Genomic DNA, 14,827 nt, shown 5'->3' on the forward strand with positions numbered 1-14,827 from the left:
CTCCCGACCCTCGAGCCCCCAAGGCAGCTTAGAGTTTTGAACCGTCCACCCAGTCGGTGATGGCGTCGAAGCGGCCATCCCGCACGTTGGCCCGCCAGAGCTTGGTAAAGGGCAGTCGGTGGTTCACCCAGCGCATGTTGCGCACCTGGCCGCCAGCGTTGTAATCGCCCAGGCTCTCCAGGGCCTCGATCATGCCGGGGCGGGTCAGCTTGCCCGCCGCATGCGCCCGGCGCATGGCCTCGGCGATCACATCCACGGCCATCCAGGAACCCATGTAGTAGGTGGTGCGGTACGAGAGATCGCGGCCTTTAGAACGGCGCAAAGCCCGGATCTGCTCCACCGCCGGCACCGTGGTGTCGTAGTAGTAGGCGTTGTGGTAGGTCACGATGAAGCCATCGGCCGCCGCCCCGGCCCGCTGCATCAGGGCCAGCTCAGCCGAGTAGTAGGTGCCCATAAAGGTAGCCCGGACGCCCTGTTCGCGGGCCGCCCGCACCACCAGCGGTTCTACGGTGAGCACATAGCCCTGCATAATCACGAAGTCGGGCTGGGTCTGGCGCAGCTTGGTCACGATGGGGGTGGCATCGGCGATGGCCAGGGGGGTGACTTCCTCACCCACAATCTGGAAGCCCAGTTTGGCCGCACGGTCTTTTATGAAGGGAATGGGGTCGCGGCCGAACTCGGAGTTGGAGTAGCAGAGGAAAATTTTGGCCCCACGCCCCCTTTGCAAGCGAATCTGCTGCAGCAAAGCCCCGGCCATATCGTTGTAGGTGGGGCCAAAGACGAAAATGGTGGGGTAGGTGTTGGGATCGGCCAGCTCGTTGGAGAAAGAGGTGGCGGTGTAGGGCAGGCGCAGGCGGGTAATCTCGGGGGCCAGGGCTTTCGAAAGGCCGGTGGAGTCGCCGTAGACAAACACCAGCTCTTCCGGGCTTTCGCGCTGCACAATGCGATTGAAGGCAGCCGTTCCGCGGGCCACATCGTAGCCGTCGTCCTCGACCACCAACTCAAAGCGCCTTCCTCCGATACCACCGCTGTCGTTGATGCGATCGGCGGCATCGCGGAAAGCGTCCAGGGCCGCATTACCCGCAAAGGCAAAAGCACCCGTGAGGGGGAGAATGGCCGCGAGTTTGACCGGCCGGGCCTGGGCGCGGGCAATCATCCAGGGACTGTACACGGTAGAAGCAGCTAGACCAGCTTTAAGTACTTGCCGACGGTTCATCTTCATGCACTTCCTCCTCGAGAGCAACTTCGGTTGTGTTGTGCACCTAGAATACTATGCCCCCTCGAGTTTTGTGTACCCGGTTCAAAACCATCTGGCTTATGGCGTCCACCGAACGGTCTAGCACGGCGGCGCATTGGAAAGCCCTTTTCTTCGGCGCGTGTTGTTGAAGGCTCGAGGCCGGATCCCCACGTTTTGTCAGGATGCCTATTGGCAAGCCCTTTGCTGGAGGGTTAGGCTGGTCGAATGTATCTACCCCAGCACTTTGCCGTGACCGACCCAGCGGTGCTGTTCGACCTGATGCAGCGGTTTAGCTTTGCCACCCTGGTCTCGGTGCACGAGGGCCGGCCTTTTGCCACCCAGATACCCTTTACGGTCTACCCCGAGCGCAACCTGCTGGCCAGCCACATGGCCCGCGCCAACCCCCAGTGGACCAGCTTCGACCAGAACCAGGAGGTGCTGGTGATCTTCCAGGGTGACCACAGCTACATCTCCCCCACCTGGTACGCAAAGCACCCCAGCGTACCGACCTGGAACTACATGACCGTCCACGCCTACGGCAAGGTGCAAATAGTCGAAGAGCCCGAGGCGGTGAAAGCCCTGCTGCACGATCTGGTGGTGTCGTACGAGCAGCAGTGGAAGATGGAGGAGCTTCCCCAGGACTACCTGCACGGTATGATCAAAGGGATTGTGGCCTTCCAGATCGAGATTACCCGGCTTTTTGGCAAGTTCAAGCTCTCGCAAAACCGCAGCCGGGCCGACCAGGAGCGGGTTATTGCCGCCCTGGAGCAAAGCCCCCATCCCGGCGATCGGGCCGTTGCCCGGCAGATGAAAAAGCGTTTGGAACAGGTATGAACCCCCACCTCACCCAACCCATCACCCTCGAGGGCCGCCTTGTCCGGCTCGAGCCCCTCACCATGGCACACCTGCCCGCCCTGCTGGAGATCGCGCAGCTCGAGGAATACCCCTACACCGCCGTGCCCAAACCGGAGGTGGGGATGCGGCGCTATATTCAAGCCGCCCTGAACGAGCAGGCCCAGGGGCAGGCCCTGCCCTTTGCAACGGTGGACAAGCAATCCCATCGCGTGGTGGGCAGCACCCGCTTTATGGCCTTCGAGTACTGGCCCTGGCCCGAAAACAGCCCCCACCACCGCCCCCAGCAACCCGATGCGGTGGAGATCGGCCACACCTGGCTGGCCCCACCGGCCCAGCGCACCGGCCTCAACACCGAGGCCAAGCTCTTGATGCTCACCCACGCCTTCGAGGGGCTGGGGGTGCGCCGGGTGACGCTCAAGACCGACGCCCGCAACCTGCGCTCACGCCGGGCCATTGAGCGGCTGGGGGCGCACCTCGACGGGATTCTCCGCGCGCACCGCCCCGCGGCCGACGGCGGCATCCGCGACAGTGCGATGTACAGCATTCTGGCCGAGGAGTGGCCGGCAGTTAAGACCCGGCTTTTGTACTTATTAGCCCAGAGAAACCCCGCTTGAAGGTTGTGATATCCGCTTTAGCCCGCCCCCGTGTGTGAGGCGGTGTACTCGAGCCCCTTCAGATTCAGATGCCGCCGGTCGTGGCCGGCCAGCATGGTTACAGAGAGGCTCGAGGCTGTCTTGGTGTAATCGCCCAGGGTTCAGGCCCCAGCAAAGGACAACTCGGCCACCTCGACCATGGGCGAGCCCACGATGCCCATCATGGGGTTCCACTCGAGCTCGCTACCCAGGGCGGTGATGCGGTTGAGCAGCTCCAGGAAGTTCCCCGCCACCGTGAAGTTCTCCACCGGGTGGGCCACCTCGCCCCCCTCCACTTTGAGGCCCAGGGCCTGCAGGCTAAACTCCCCCGAGATGGGGTTGGCCCCGGCGTGCAGGCCCATCAGGTCGGTGACCACGATGCCGCTGTCCATCTGCACGCCCGCGCCGGGCTCTACGAACAGGTTGCTGGGCGCAATGCCCAGCACCCCCTTGTAGTTGCGGGCGGCGTGGCCGGTGTTCTCCACCCCCATCTTGCGGGCGGTCTCGGAGTTATGGGCAAAGGTGCGCAGGATGCCCTTCTCGATGAAGACCGTGCGCCGGGCCGCGGTGCCTTCGGCGTCGAAGGGGCGCGAGGCCAGCCCGTCCGGTAGGGTGGGGTCGTCTACCAGGGTGAAAAGTTCCGAGGCGATTTTCTGCCCCACCCGGCCCGCCAGCAGGCTCTTGCCCTCGAGCACGTTCTTGGCCGAGAGCAAAAACCAGCCCATCATGCCCAGCAGTTGGGCAAAGGCCTTGGGCTCGAAGTAGGCTTTGTAACGCCCGGTTTTGAGGGGGCGGGCCCCCAGCAAGCGCCCGGTGCGGTGCAGGAACTGCTGGGCGGTGCGGCCGGGCTCGAGGGCGTGGAACTCCTTGGAAAGGTCGAACTCGTAGCCCTGCTTGAGGCTATGCCCCTCGCCCATCACGGCGCTGGTCAGAAGCAGGGCGTAGCCGTTGCGAAAGGCCCCCGAGACCCCCTGGGTGGAGCCCAGGGTGGCCTGGGTCTCGTTCTCGGAGTAGCGGGTCATCTGCACCTGCCGCACCCGGGGGTCGGCCCGCAAAGTAGCCTCGAGGTTCAGAGCCGCCTGGCGCTTTTGCTCCAGGGGGGCCGAAAGCCCCTCACCCAGCAGGTCGTGCTGGCCCAGGGCACCCCCCGCCGGCAGGAACCCCCCAGTCTCGGACTGCAATAGGGCATTCTCGTGGGCCTCCTGCAGCACCCAGTCGAGCGCTTCCGGGGTGCGCTCCTCGGTGTAGGCGTAGCCGGTTTTGCCCTCCACCACCACCCGCACCCCCACCCCGCCCTGGGTGGCCTGGGTGATCTCTTCCACCTTGCCGCCGTGGGCCTGGATGGTGAGTTCGCGGGTGTGGGTGGCCAGCACCTCGGCCTCGAGGCCCAAGGCGCGGGCTTTTTGTAGTAGATAATCCCTGGCTTCTTCAAAGGTCATGGTTCTTCCCCCTTGGTAGAGCGGCTCAGGCCTGGCCCCCCACCACAATCTCGGAGATCAAAAGGTGCGGCTGGCCCACCTCCACCGGCAGGCTGCCCGAGAGTGAGCCGCACATGCCGGGGCCCATCTCGAGGTCGTCCGAGACCGCCACAATTTTCTGGATGCTCTCGGGGCCCTTGCCCACCAGCATGGCCCCCCGCACCGGCTCCTCGATGCGCCCGTGGCGGATGATGTAGCCCTCCTTGACCGCAAAGTTGTACTCACCGGAGCCGGGCCGCACCTGCCCCCCGCCCATATCGGCGGCGTAGAGGCCGTACTCGATGCCCTCGAAGAGTTTTTCCTTAGGGGTGGTGCCGGGGGCGATAAAGGTATTGCGCATCCGGCTGGTGGGGGCAAAGGTGTAGTCCTGGCGCCGCCCCGAGCCGGTGGGCCGGTAGCCGGTGAGCAGGCTGCCCAGCCGATCCACCATGTAGCTTTTGAGCACCCCGTTCTCGATCAGCACGGTGCGCTCGGTGGGCCTTCCCTCGTCGTCGAACTCCTGCGAGCCCCAGCCGTGGGGGGTGGTGCCGTCGTCGATGTAGGTCACGCAGTCCGAGGCCACTTTTTCGCCCAGCTTGTCGGAGAGCACACTGGCTTTTTTCGCGACGGAAGTGGTTTCCAGGAGGTGCCCCAGGGCCTCGTGGAAGATCACCCCGCCAAAGCCGTTGCCAATTACCACGGGCATGGTGCCGGCGGGGGCCGGTTTGGCCCGCAGGTTGGTGAGGGCCTGCAGGCCGGCCCTGCGCCCGACCTCGGCGGGGGGGTAGCGGTCGAAGAGCTCGAGGCCCACACTGAGCCCCGGCCCCATCACCCCGGTCTGCATCCCGCTCTCGTCCTGGGCGATGGCGGTCACGTAGAGACGGGTGCGCACCCGGCGATCCTCGGCCCAGGTGCCCTCGCTGGTGGCCACGAGCACCTCCTGCTCCCACTCCATCAGGTTGGTCTGCACCTGCTTGATCTGGGGGCCGACCTGGGCCCCGGCCTCGGCCTCGCGGAGGCGCTCGAGGCGGTAGCGCTTGTCTTTGGTGCTAAAGGGAACCTGGGGGGCGTGCAGCCCCTGGGCCACCACCTTGCGAAAATCGAGGCCGCCCCGGCCCAGCGCGTCCACCTGGCCCGCCTGGCCCTTGAGCTGAACCAGGGTCTCGGTGACCTCGAGCAGGCCCTGGGGGCTCAGGTCGTTGGTGTAGGCATACACCACCTCGGTGCCGTAAAAAAGCCGCAGCCCGGCCCCGTACTCGAGGCCGCTGGTGGCCTCCTTCACCTCGCCCGAAAGCACCCGCAAGGCCCGCCGCCGCCAGCGCTCCACATACAGCTCTGCGAAATCGGCCCCACCCTGCCGGGCACGGCGGAGCACATCTCCCACCAATGCTTCGTCTAACACACAACCTCCTTGTAGCTAACCCAGCCTAACAGACTAAAGGCCCAAGCAAAACCCATATGGGTTGCATTTTGTGCGGTCGTCTGACCGCACCGTGCTTCTGCTCATAAAGCTCGCTGCGCAAAGTCCTCATCCCAAACTTTGGGGCCTCTATAAACTAAAAACTGTTTTGAAGGCGAACCGTTTCCCACTGAGTTTACTGATGGCCGCCCTCCTGAGCACCGGCGCGCTGGCCCAGAGCCTGCCGCCCATTCGCATTGGCGACCAGCCGGGGTTTACGCGGGTGGTGCTGGACTTACCCAAAGAGGCGACCCACCAGATTGAGCCGCTGGGCGCTGCGCTGCGGGTGACCCTGCCGGGTCAGACCGTCACACCCGGCCTGCACTTTGTGAGCCTGCCGGAGCTGGCCGGGTATGTGCTCGAGCAGCACGAGAACCAGGCGGTGCTGATCCTGCTGACCCCCCAGGGGGTCACGCCCCGCTCCGGCTACAAGACCATGACCCTGGCCGCCCTGCAGGGCGACGGGCAGCGGCTGGTGATTGATCTATCCGGGGCCTTTGTGGATACCAGCCCGCTACCGGCCTTCCCGGAGTTTCGCTTTGTAAAGGCCAGCGGGCGGCGCTTTTCGGTGGTGGTGGACGCCGGGCACGGCGGCCCCGACCCCGGCGCCTTGGGCCCGGTGGTGGAAAAAGCGGTGAACCTCGAGGTGGCCCTGCGGGTGCGCCGCTTTTTGCAAAACGCGGGGGTGGAGGTCACCCTGACCCGCGAAAGCGATACGGCCTTTTCACCCGACAAGCGCACCGACCTGGCCCAGCGCGTGGCCCTGGCCGAGGGCAAAGATCTATTTGTCTCTATCCACGCCAACGCCGCCGCACCGACCCGCGCCGACGCCTGGTGCGGCCTCGAGGTCTACTACTACAGCCCCACCACCACCCGCCCCTTTTTCCCCTCCCCGGCGCCGCTCCTGCCCGCCCCTCCCCCCCTTGCGCTCAACCCGCTGGATGCGCTCGAGGCCGCCCAGTCCACCCCGCTCGACCCCGGCGCCCAGCCCAGCCCCGAGGATGTCAACCCCATCCCACCGCAGAGCCTGCCCACCCCCACCCCGCAGATGGACTCGCTGCGCCGCATGGAGCTCTCCCGCACCCTGGCCACCCGGGTGCTCTCGTACACGCTGGGGGCCACCGCTGCCGTCAACCGTGGGGTGCGCAGCGCCGACTTCTTCGTGATCCGCTACACCGGCGTTCCGGCCATCCTGGTGGAGATGGGCTACCTGAGCCACCCCATCGAGGGCCAGAACCTGCGCGATACCAACTACCTCGAGCGCATCAGCTACGGCATCGCCCGGGGGATCCTGGAGTATCTGGAAAACGACCACCCGTTCAAATAGGCTTTCTCGGCGGAGGGATATGCCCAGTTGCCTTGACCAGACCCAGGCCACGCCCGTCGTCCAGCATCCAGCCGCTCCTTCGGCTCGAGGGGCCGTCTTCACCCGCCCTGAGGTGGCGGAGTTCATGCTGGATCTGGTGGGCTACACCCCCGACCAACCCCTGTATCAGCAGCGCATTCTGGAGCCGTCGTTTGGGGATGGTGTGTTCCTGCTAGCCATCCTGCGCCGGCTGCTGGCGGCGGCCAGGCGGGCCGGGGTTTCGGAGCTGGCCGGGGCCATCCGGGCAGTGGAGCTGCACTCTGAAACCTTCGAGGCCACCCACCGCGCGGTGGTTGCGCTGTTGCAGCAGGAAGGCTTCAGCAGGCACCTGGCCGACCAATGGCTGATTCAGGGGGATTACCTGCTGTGTTCACTCGAGGGACCTTTCCACTACGTGGTCGGCAACCCGCCCTACGTGCGCATGGAGACCGTCCCCCCTACCCTGCTGGCCGAGTACAGAAAACGCTACGCCACCATGTACGACCGCGCCGACCTGTACATCCCTTTCATTGAGCGTTCGCTATCGCTGCTGGCGGAGGGGGGTGCGCTGGGATTCATCTGCGCCGACCGCTGGGTCAAAAACCGCTACGGCGCCCCGTTGCGCCAGTATGTGGCCGACAACTTTCATCTCAAAATTTTCCTTGACATGGCCCATATGCCGGCCTTCCGCTCTAAAGTAGCAGCTTACCCGGCCATCGTGGTGATCAGCCGGGAAGCGCCGGGGCCCACCCGCGTTGTTCGCCCGGCGAGCCTCGAGCCAGGCCAGCTCACCCGGCTTGCGGAGGTGCTGCGGGCCAGCACCCTGCCAGAAGGCAGCGGGGTGCGGGTGGCCCAGGTCACCCGCGGCGCAGCGCCCTGGCTGTTCCTTGCACCCGAGCAAAGGGCTTTGCTGGAGCGGCTCGAGCGCAGCTTTCCCAGCCTCGAGGAGGCGGGCTGCCGGGTTGGGATTGGGGTGGCGACCGGGGCCGACCAGGCCTTTATCGGCGACTTCGAGGCCCTCGAGGTAGAACCGGATCGCAAGCTGCCCCTGGTCACCACCCAGGACATCGGCTCAGGCGAGGTGCGGTGGGGCGGCAAGGGTCTTATCAACCCCTTTAGCGAGACGGGTGATCTGGTCGATCTTCGCTGCTACCCCCGGCTGCGCGCTTATCTAGAAGCGCGCCGGGAGGTGATAGCCAGTCGACACTACGCCCAGCGGTTTCCGGCGCAATGGTACCGCACCATCGACCGGATCGTACCCTCGCTGGCCAGAACGCCCAAGCTCCTCATCCCCGATATCAAAGGCCGGCCCCATGTGGTGTTTGAGCCGGGGCGGCTGTACCCTCATCACAACCTCTACCACATCACCTCCGAATCGTGGGATCTGCGCGCACTCCAGGCGGTGCTGTTGTCGGCGGTGGCCCACCTGTTTGTCGCGGCCTATTCAACCCAGATGCGCGGGGGCTATCTGCGCTTTCAGGCCCAGTATTTGCGGCGCATCCGCATCCCACCCTGGGCCAGCGTACCCCAGAATATCCGGCAAGCCCTCCTCGAGGCCGCCCAGAAGCGCGATGTGTCAGCCTGCAACCAGGCCGCCTTTCGGTTGTACGGCCTTAGCGAGGAAGAAAGCGCTGTTCTCGAAAGGTTATACGCAAGCACGTGATGACTCCTCGGACTGGAAGTCCAAGGCTTCTCGGGAACCACAGATACACCGCACCCGAGGGCTCCGTCCGAGCCCATAGAAAACCTTGACTCCGTATCGGCAGGCGAGCGGTATGCTTCCCGCCCCGCCTTGGCGGGGCGGATGCCACGGGTGTTCGTTTGGAGTTTTACCCATCGGACTACCCGATGGAACCCCCTACTCCAGGTTTCAAGGGGCACGGGAAGCGATGTTCCCAAGGAGATCACACCGCCCATTTGCCGCCCACTATGCTATGTGCTCCTCCGGAGCACGTGGGGAGTCCATGTGAAAACCGGGGGATTATAGCCCCCACACCCCCTCCAATTTTTGCTACCCTACTCGGCATGGAGTTCGCATCGAATTTGTTGCTTATAGCCAGCGGCGTGGTGCTGCTGTACTTTGGGGGCGAGTCGCTGGTCAAAAACGCGGTGATACTGGCCCGCAGTTGGGGCATCAGCACCATGGTGGTGGGCCTGACGGTGGTGGCTTTTGGCACCAGCAGCCCCGAGCTGGCCGCCAGCCTGGCCGCGGCCCTCTCGGGCAGCCCCTCCATCGCCATTGGTAACGTGGTGGGCTCGAACATTCTCAATATCCTCTTCATCCTGGGCCTCACCGCCCTGATCGTGCCCATCCGCGCCCAGGCCCAGTTCATCAAGCGCGAGGTGCCCATCATGCTGGGCGCAACCTTGCTGCTGTTTGTGTTCCTGTACTTCGACCAGCAGATCACCCGCTGGGAGGCGCTCTTTTCGGTGGGATTACTGGGTCTGTACATCTGGTTTCTGTACCGCAGCGGTGCAACCGAGGTAGCCGAGGTGCAGCAAGAGTACGAGCAGGAATACAGCCAGACCACCAAAGCCGGCTGGCAGGCCTACGCGGGGGTGGTGCTGGGGCTGGTGCTCCTGGGGGTGGGGGCCCGCCTGCTGACCCTGGGGGCGGTGGAGCTGGCCCGGGCCTTTGGGGTGCCTGAGCTCATTATTGGCCTGACCGTGGTGGCCCTGGGCACCAGCCTGCCGGAGGTGGCTGCCTCCATTGCGGCCGCCCTGCGCCGCGAGCCCGACATCGCGCTGGGCAACATCGTGGGCTCCAACATCTTCAACATCCTGGGCATCCTGGGCCTCACCGCCCTGGTGCAGCCAGTGGGCCTGCCCTGGGAGGGCATCCAGCGCGATATGTGGGTGATGCTGCTGGCCAGCCTGCTGCTATGGCCGTTTCTGGCGACCGGGTTCCGCCTGGGGCGGCGCGAGGGGGGCGTTTTCCTGGGGCTGTACGGGGCTTATGTGGCCCTGCTGATCTACAGCGCTGCTCAGCGCGGCATGGGTTGATGCACCCGCGCCAGCGTGGCCAGGGCCCGCTCCAAGGCCAGCCGCATATCCCGGCCTGTTTTGGCCGCCTCCTCAGCCTCCAGCAGGGCCTCGAGGGCCTGGGTGATGGCCTCTCCAGACATCTTTTTAGCCAGTAACAGGGTTTGCTTGGCAGCGTAGGGGTGCATGCCCAGGGCGCTGGCGGCCACCCCCTCCCCCATCAGGGGGTCATCCTGCAGCAGGGCCCAGGCCCTAGCCACCCGCACGTACTGCCAGGAGAGCGCACCCAGAATGCGCAAGGGGTCTTCCCCCCGCTCCAGTAGCTCACGGGCCACCTTGAAGGCCTGGGTGGCTTTACCTTCGGTGATGGAACGCACCAGATCAAAGCCGGAGATGGGGGTGTCCAAAGCGACCAGGGCCTGTACTTTCTCCAGGGTGATGGGGGGCGAGGCCAGGCAGAGTTTGCGCAGTTCCTGGTCGAGGGCCTCGAGGCCCATGGCCGGGTTCTCGGCGCTGCCCTTACCCCCCACCAGGCCCGCCAGGTACGAGGCGATGGCCCCCGGTAACTTCAGGTCGTAGTGGCGGGCGCGGTTCACCACCCAGTTGGTCATCTCCTTGGGGCCAGGGGTGGGGTGATCGCGCTTCTGGGCTTTTTCGGCGTACCACTTGCTGCGGGCCGCGGTGGGCCGGGGATCGAGCAGCAGCACCACCGCCTCGGGCGGCAGGCCTTCCAGCACCTCCTTAAGGGGCTTCCACTCGGCCTCGGCAAGGTCGCGCAGATCCACCAGGGCTCCGCTGGGGCCAAACAGCCCACCGCTGGCCTCCTGGGCCACCAGGGCCGGCTCCGGGGGCATCAGGCGGGGGGGTAGGCCCTGCAGGCTGGCCTCCTGGAGCAGGGCCTCTCGGGCCAGAAAGCTGTCGCCGGTGAACACCTGAATCATGCGCAGTGGCAGGATACCAGATGACAGGCACTTACAGCTTAGAGTGGCAGCATGACGACGCCTCGGACTGAAAGTCCAAGGCTTCCCGGGTACTACAGCGTAGAAGCCGTATCCGAAGGCTCCGTCCGAGCCCAGAAAACCTTGACTCCGTATCGGCAGGCGTCCAGCTCTGCCACGGGTGCTCGTTTGGAGTTTTACCCACCGAACTGCCCGGTGGAACCCCCTACTCCAAGTTTCAAGGTGCATTGGGGGCGTTCATGTATCCCCGGTTTGAAAACCGGGGGATTATAGCTCCCCCACACCCCCTCTTTTTTCTAAGACCACAGGGCTTTACGCCGGCTCGAGCGCCGCCGGTTCGGAGCTGGGCTCGAGCGCCGCTGCAGGCGCTTCGTGTGTAGGGCCCGATTTGTGGCCCGGCTTGTCTTCTTTCTCGGCCTCGGGCCTGACCCCCTGGGTAATGGCATACTCCCACCAGAGCTGCAAAAGCTGGGGCTCGAGGTCGGCCACCATCCCCTGCAACCGGGTAAGCTCGTTGCGGGCCAGGCCGTTGTTGATCACCACACTCACCGGCTTCAAGGTGAACTTGGCCCAGGCATCCCCGTCGCGGGTTACAAAGATGTGCGGCTTTTCCTGGGCGCTGCCCGACTTAACGTAAAAGCGAAAACCACCCCGGCGCATGAGCGTCAACATAACCTGAGTTTATCCATTCGGGGGCCCTCCCGCGGTGCTTCTGACCATCTGGGTAGCACGGCATCCATCCCTTCACCATCCCACCTTCGGCCCTTCGGTTTTCGGATAGATTGGATACCGGTGGACAACCGTCTGCGGCTCCTGTTGGTGCTCTTCCTGCTGGGCAGCTTTGCGCTTTTTAGCTGGCGCGGGCTGGGCGAGGTCTTTCGCGAGCGCGGGCGCTACACCGACGCCCTGGGGCTGATCCCCGCGGCCACACCGCCGCTTCGCTTTGGGGTTCCCTCGCTGCAGGAGCTTGCGGTGCGCTACCACCTCGAGCCCACCCGGGCTACCTGCTCGATCTGCCACCTCGGCTCCCTGGGCAGCAAGCAGTTCAACCCCTTCGGCCAGGACTACCAGGCCATCGTCCATCGGCTCCTGGACGAAACCGTGGGGCCCGACAGCCCCGAGTCGCGCAGCATCTTTCAGCTAAGCGCAGTGCAGATCCGCCAGGCCCTGCAGCAGGTGACCCAGGACGGGCTGGACTCCGACCGGGATGGCTTCGACAACGACCTCGAGCTCCTTTTTGGCTTTCTGCCGGGTGATGCAGCTTCCAGGCCCCGCCTGCGCGTGGAGACCCTGCAAAACTACCGCACCCGATTGCGCCAGGCCGCCCAGGAGGGCCGGCTGGAGGCCTTGCTACGCCAGGGCGCGCGACCCAGCGAGGCCCAGCCCGCCTTTTGGGGGTTTGCGGCCAACCAAACCCCCCTGGTGCGCCCAGAACGCCTGGCCCTCTATCAAGCCGCCCTCAGCCCGTGAATGGTGTCAGTCGGCGGCCTGGGGCGAGGCGGTGCTTTTGCCCTCACCGCGCAAGAAGAAGAGCAGCCCCAACACAAAAGGAATAAAGGCCATCCAGAGGTTGGGATAGGGGTAGAACAACGCCAGGGCCAGGAGCCCCATCACCCAGCTTTCCCAGCGCCGCAAGGGGCGGCGGGTGTAGCCAACCGTGGCCGCAGCCAGGAAGACAATGGCCGTGGCGGTGAAGAAGAAGCGCTCGAGGATGATCAACCACCCCTCGAGGCCCGGCAGGTTCTGCAAAATCGGCAAAATCAGCAGCCCGGTGCCGGTGAAGGAGAGCAGGAAGAAGAAGCCGATGATGTACTTGGCCAGCGCCACCCGCGCCGCGTACACCCCGGTCAGGATGGGGTTGGTTTTGAAGACCGAGGCCGCCGCATAGCCCGAGAGCGCCACCGGCGGGGTCACGTCGGCCAGCACCGCGTAGTAGAAGAGGAACATGTGGGTGGCCAGGGTGGCCGCCAGCACCGCCTGCTGGGGCTCGAGGCCAAAGCCCTGGAAGTTGGCCGCGGCAATTTTGATGATGGCCGGCGCAGTGAGCGAGGCGGTGAGCACGTAGGTGGCCGTCGGGGGCACGCCCATCCCCAGAATCAGGCTGAAGATGGCCGTGACCAGGGTAGCCAGCAACAGGCTCTCCCCCGAGACCTGCCCCAAGAAGATCGAGAACTTGGAGGGCAGGCCGGTGATCACCATCATCCCGAAAATCAGGTTGGCCGCCACGATGGCCGAGCCGATGGGGATAAGCTGGCGGAAACCCTCCACCAAACCCTGGGCGATGGGCAGGAGGGCCCCCCGCAGCTTACCGGCGGCAGCCGCTGGATACACAAACGTGCCCAATAGCAGGCCCAGCGCCGCCAGCGTCACAGGCAGAATAGGGATGTTGCCGAGATCCCACCCAGCCAGCACAGGGAGCAAAGCGCCGCCGATGGCCAGCCCAATGCCCAGGGGCAGGCCCACCTTGTAGGCGGGGCTTTGCATGGCCTCGGCCAGCGGGGCCGGCCGCAGGGTGGGGTCGAGGTAGCAGATGAGCACAAAGGCCAGCGAGGCCAGGTACACCGCGGTGGCCACCTCGGTGCCCAGAAAGAGCAGCACCACAATCAGCACAATCGGGATGAAGATGGTGCTGTAGCGCAGGGCATAGCGTTTTCCTAGCGGAATGTCTGCGCCCACCGGGGGCAGCTTGGCCTTGCGGGTATAAAACTCGTTGAAGGTGAGAATCCCCAGCAGGTACAGAAGCATGGGCCCCAGGGCCATGATCACCACCCACAGATAGCTGATCTGCAGGATCTCGACCATCACAAAAGCGATGGAACCCAGCACCGGCGGCGTAATCAGGGCAATGGTGCCTGCGGTGGCCACCAGGCCGGCGGCGATCATTTTGTCGTAGTTGGCTTTTTCGTAGAGGGGCTTGGTCAGGGTGGCCACGAACTGGGTATCGGCCGCCCCGGAGCCGCTGAACATTCCCATAAACACCGAGGCGATGCCGGTCACCCGGCCCGGGGTCTGGGGGGTGCGGCCCACCATGGCCAGGGCGATGTTCGCCACCACCTTGCCCAGCCCCAACGCCCCAATCAGGCCCGAGAGGATGGTGAAGTAGACCAGGTACTTGGCCGAAACCCCGGTAATCAGGCCGTAGATGCCGGCCTCGGTTTCGTTGTAGGTTTTACCCAGGATCAGGTCGATGCCGTTTTTGGCTCCACGGAAGGTGCCGGGCACGTACTGGCCGTACATGTTGTAGGTCAGGAAAAGCAGCACCAGCGAGGGCATGATGGGGCCCAGCAGCCGGCTGACCAACCCCAGCACCAGAATGATGACCGTAAAGGACATGGCCATATCCCAGCCCGCGGGAATTACCGCCCGGTTGACCAGCTCCTCGTAGTAGCGCACCTGGTAGGCCCAGGGCGCGATGGCCAGCAAGGCCGCGGCGATGTCGGCATAGCGCCGCAACCGGGGTAGCAGGTTGGGCCCCACCGCCAGGGCCCAGGCCAGGCTGCCCATCAGTTTGCCCGCGAGCGGAATATCCACACCCGGTACGTTGGGCACCCAGAAGGTGTACAGAAAGGGCAGCGACAAAAGCGCAAACACCCAGGCCCCTATAGTGGGACGGGCGGCCTGGAGCTGAGAGGTAATCAGGTAACCCGCCACCAACAGCAGCAGGACGTGGGTAGCCCGCCGTAGCTGCACCTGATCCAGGATGCTGATGTCCAGCCGGCTCAAGGGCGTAAAGGGGTGAAGCACCAGGTACAAGCTGAACAATGCCGCTGCTAGGAGGATAAACCAGATAAGGCGTCCCAGCGGGGTGGTTCTACCCGCACTGTCTCGAGGTATCTCCATACGCAAACCTCCAAAAACTCGTTGAGCGATTATACCGAGTTCATAAGAGGCTGTAGCACCT

General features: G+C 64.8%; 12 protein-coding genes. 6 read left to right on the plus strand and 6 right to left on the minus strand.

Annotated elements, in window-relative coordinates; all coding sequences use genetic code 11:
* Nucleotides 1-28: 28 nt before the first annotated feature.
* The gene (locus tag MRUB_RS11985; protein WP_036199650.1) at nt 29-1,216 is read right to left on the minus strand and encodes an ABC transporter substrate-binding protein; all 1,188 of its coding nucleotides are present in this window, start codon (nt 1,214-1,216) and stop codon (nt 29-31) included.
* A 246-nt stretch (nt 1,217-1,462) separates the two neighbouring features.
* Between MRUB_RS11985 and MRUB_RS11990 the strand changes: the two genes are divergently transcribed.
* Both MRUB_RS11990 and MRUB_RS11995 read left to right on the plus strand, forming a co-directional pair.
* Nucleotides 1,463-2,071 (plus strand): FMN-binding negative transcriptional regulator, encoded by a 609-nt coding sequence (locus tag MRUB_RS11990; protein ID WP_013014629.1) that lies wholly within the window; start codon nt 1,463-1,465, stop codon nt 2,069-2,071.
* Complete coding sequence (locus tag MRUB_RS11995) at nt 2,068-2,706, plus strand: GNAT family N-acetyltransferase (RefSeq protein ID WP_013014630.1); 639 nt, start codon at nt 2,068-2,070, stop codon at nt 2,704-2,706. The genes MRUB_RS11990 and MRUB_RS11995 overlap by 4 nt, the downstream gene beginning before the upstream one ends.
* Nucleotides 2,707-2,846: 140 nt before the next feature.
* On the opposite strand, the gene MRUB_RS12000 is transcribed toward MRUB_RS11995, so the two are convergent.
* Complete coding sequence (locus tag MRUB_RS12000) at nt 2,847-4,163, minus strand: TldD/PmbA family protein (protein WP_013014631.1); 1,317 nt, start codon at nt 4,161-4,163, stop codon at nt 2,847-2,849.
* Nucleotides 4,164-4,188: 25 nt separating this feature from the next.
* A complete protein-coding gene (locus MRUB_RS12005) occupies nt 4,189-5,583 on the minus strand; it encodes a TldD/PmbA family protein (RefSeq protein ID WP_013014632.1) in 1,395 nt (464 codons plus the stop codon).
* Between the two features lie 166 nt (nt 5,584-5,749).
* Here MRUB_RS12005 and MRUB_RS12010 point away from each other — a divergent pair, with 166 nt between their 5' ends.
* The 3 genes from MRUB_RS12010 (at nt 5,750) to MRUB_RS12020 (ending at nt 9,988) form a co-directional block, all read left to right on the plus strand.
* Nucleotides 5,750-6,967: an N-acetylmuramoyl-L-alanine amidase family protein gene (locus MRUB_RS12010; protein ID WP_244403979.1), complete on the plus strand. Its 1,218-nt coding sequence runs from the start codon at nt 5,750-5,752 to the stop codon at nt 6,965-6,967.
* Between the two features lie 19 nt (nt 6,968-6,986).
* The gene (locus MRUB_RS12015; RefSeq protein ID WP_024050458.1) at nt 6,987-8,648 is read left to right on the plus strand and encodes an Eco57I restriction-modification methylase domain-containing protein; all 1,662 of its coding nucleotides are present in this window, start codon (nt 6,987-6,989) and stop codon (nt 8,646-8,648) included.
* Nucleotides 8,649-9,010: 362 nt separating this feature from the next.
* On the plus strand, nt 9,011-9,988 hold the full coding sequence (locus tag MRUB_RS12020; RefSeq protein ID WP_013014635.1) for a calcium/sodium antiporter: 978 nt from the start codon (nt 9,011-9,013) through the stop codon (nt 9,986-9,988).
* Here MRUB_RS12020 and holA read toward each other — a convergent pair.
* Together holA and MRUB_RS12030 are read right to left on the minus strand one after the other, a co-directional pair.
* The gene (gene holA / locus MRUB_RS12025) at nt 9,970-10,908 is read right to left on the minus strand and encodes a DNA polymerase III subunit delta (protein WP_013014636.1); all 939 of its coding nucleotides are present in this window, start codon (nt 10,906-10,908) and stop codon (nt 9,970-9,972) included. The genes MRUB_RS12020 and holA overlap by 19 nt on opposite strands.
* Before the next feature lie 330 nt (nt 10,909-11,238).
* Nucleotides 11,239-11,598, minus strand: coding sequence for a DUF4160 domain-containing protein (locus MRUB_RS12030; protein WP_013014637.1), 360 nt, complete (start codon nt 11,596-11,598; stop codon nt 11,239-11,241).
* Nucleotides 11,599-11,718: 120 nt separating this feature from the next.
* On the opposite strand from MRUB_RS12030, the gene MRUB_RS12035 reads away from it, so the two are divergent.
* The gene (locus tag MRUB_RS12035) at nt 11,719-12,396 is read left to right on the plus strand and encodes a hypothetical protein (RefSeq protein ID WP_013014638.1); all 678 of its coding nucleotides are present in this window, start codon (nt 11,719-11,721) and stop codon (nt 12,394-12,396) included.
* A gap of 6 nt (nt 12,397-12,402) precedes the next feature.
* Here MRUB_RS12035 and MRUB_RS12040 read toward each other — a convergent pair whose 3' ends face one another.
* On the minus strand, nt 12,403-14,766 hold the full coding sequence (locus tag MRUB_RS12040) for a TRAP transporter permease (RefSeq protein WP_013014639.1): 2,364 nt from the start codon (nt 14,764-14,766) through the stop codon (nt 12,403-12,405).
* Between the last annotated feature and the right edge of the window lie 61 nt (nt 14,767-14,827).

Origin of the sequence: Meiothermus ruber DSM 1279, assembly GCF_000024425.1 — a bacterium.
Lineage (GTDB): Bacteria > Deinococcota > Deinococci > Deinococcales > Thermaceae > Meiothermus > Meiothermus ruber.

Bases quoted from the DNA above. Each gene is read 5' to 3' on its own strand.
- MRUB_RS11985 (WP_036199650.1), bottom strand. From the start codon at position 1,216: ATGAACCGTCGGCAAGTACTTAAAGCTGGTCTAGCTGCTTCTACCGTG.
- MRUB_RS11990 (WP_013014629.1), top strand. From the start codon at position 1,463: ATGTATCTACCCCAGCACTTTGCCGTGACCGACCCAGCGGTGCTGTTC.
- MRUB_RS11995 (WP_013014630.1), top strand. From the start codon at position 2,068: ATGAACCCCCACCTCACCCAACCCATCACCCTCGAGGGCCGCCTTGTC.
- MRUB_RS12000 (WP_013014631.1), bottom strand. From the start codon at position 4,163: ATGACCTTTGAAGAAGCCAGGGATTATCTACTACAAAAAGCCCGCGCC.
- MRUB_RS12015 (WP_024050458.1), top strand. From the start codon at position 6,987: ATGCCCAGTTGCCTTGACCAGACCCAGGCCACGCCCGTCGTCCAGCAT.
- MRUB_RS12020 (WP_013014635.1), top strand. From the start codon at position 9,011: ATGGAGTTCGCATCGAATTTGTTGCTTATAGCCAGCGGCGTGGTGCTG.
- holA (WP_013014636.1), bottom strand. From the start codon at position 10,908: ATGATTCAGGTGTTCACCGGCGACAGCTTTCTGGCCCGAGAGGCCCTG.
- MRUB_RS12030 (WP_013014637.1), bottom strand. From the start codon at position 11,598: ATGTTGACGCTCATGCGCCGGGGTGGTTTTCGCTTTTACGTTAAGTCG.
- MRUB_RS12040 (WP_013014639.1), bottom strand. From the start codon at position 14,766: ATGGAGATACCTCGAGACAGTGCGGGTAGAACCACCCCGCTGGGACGC.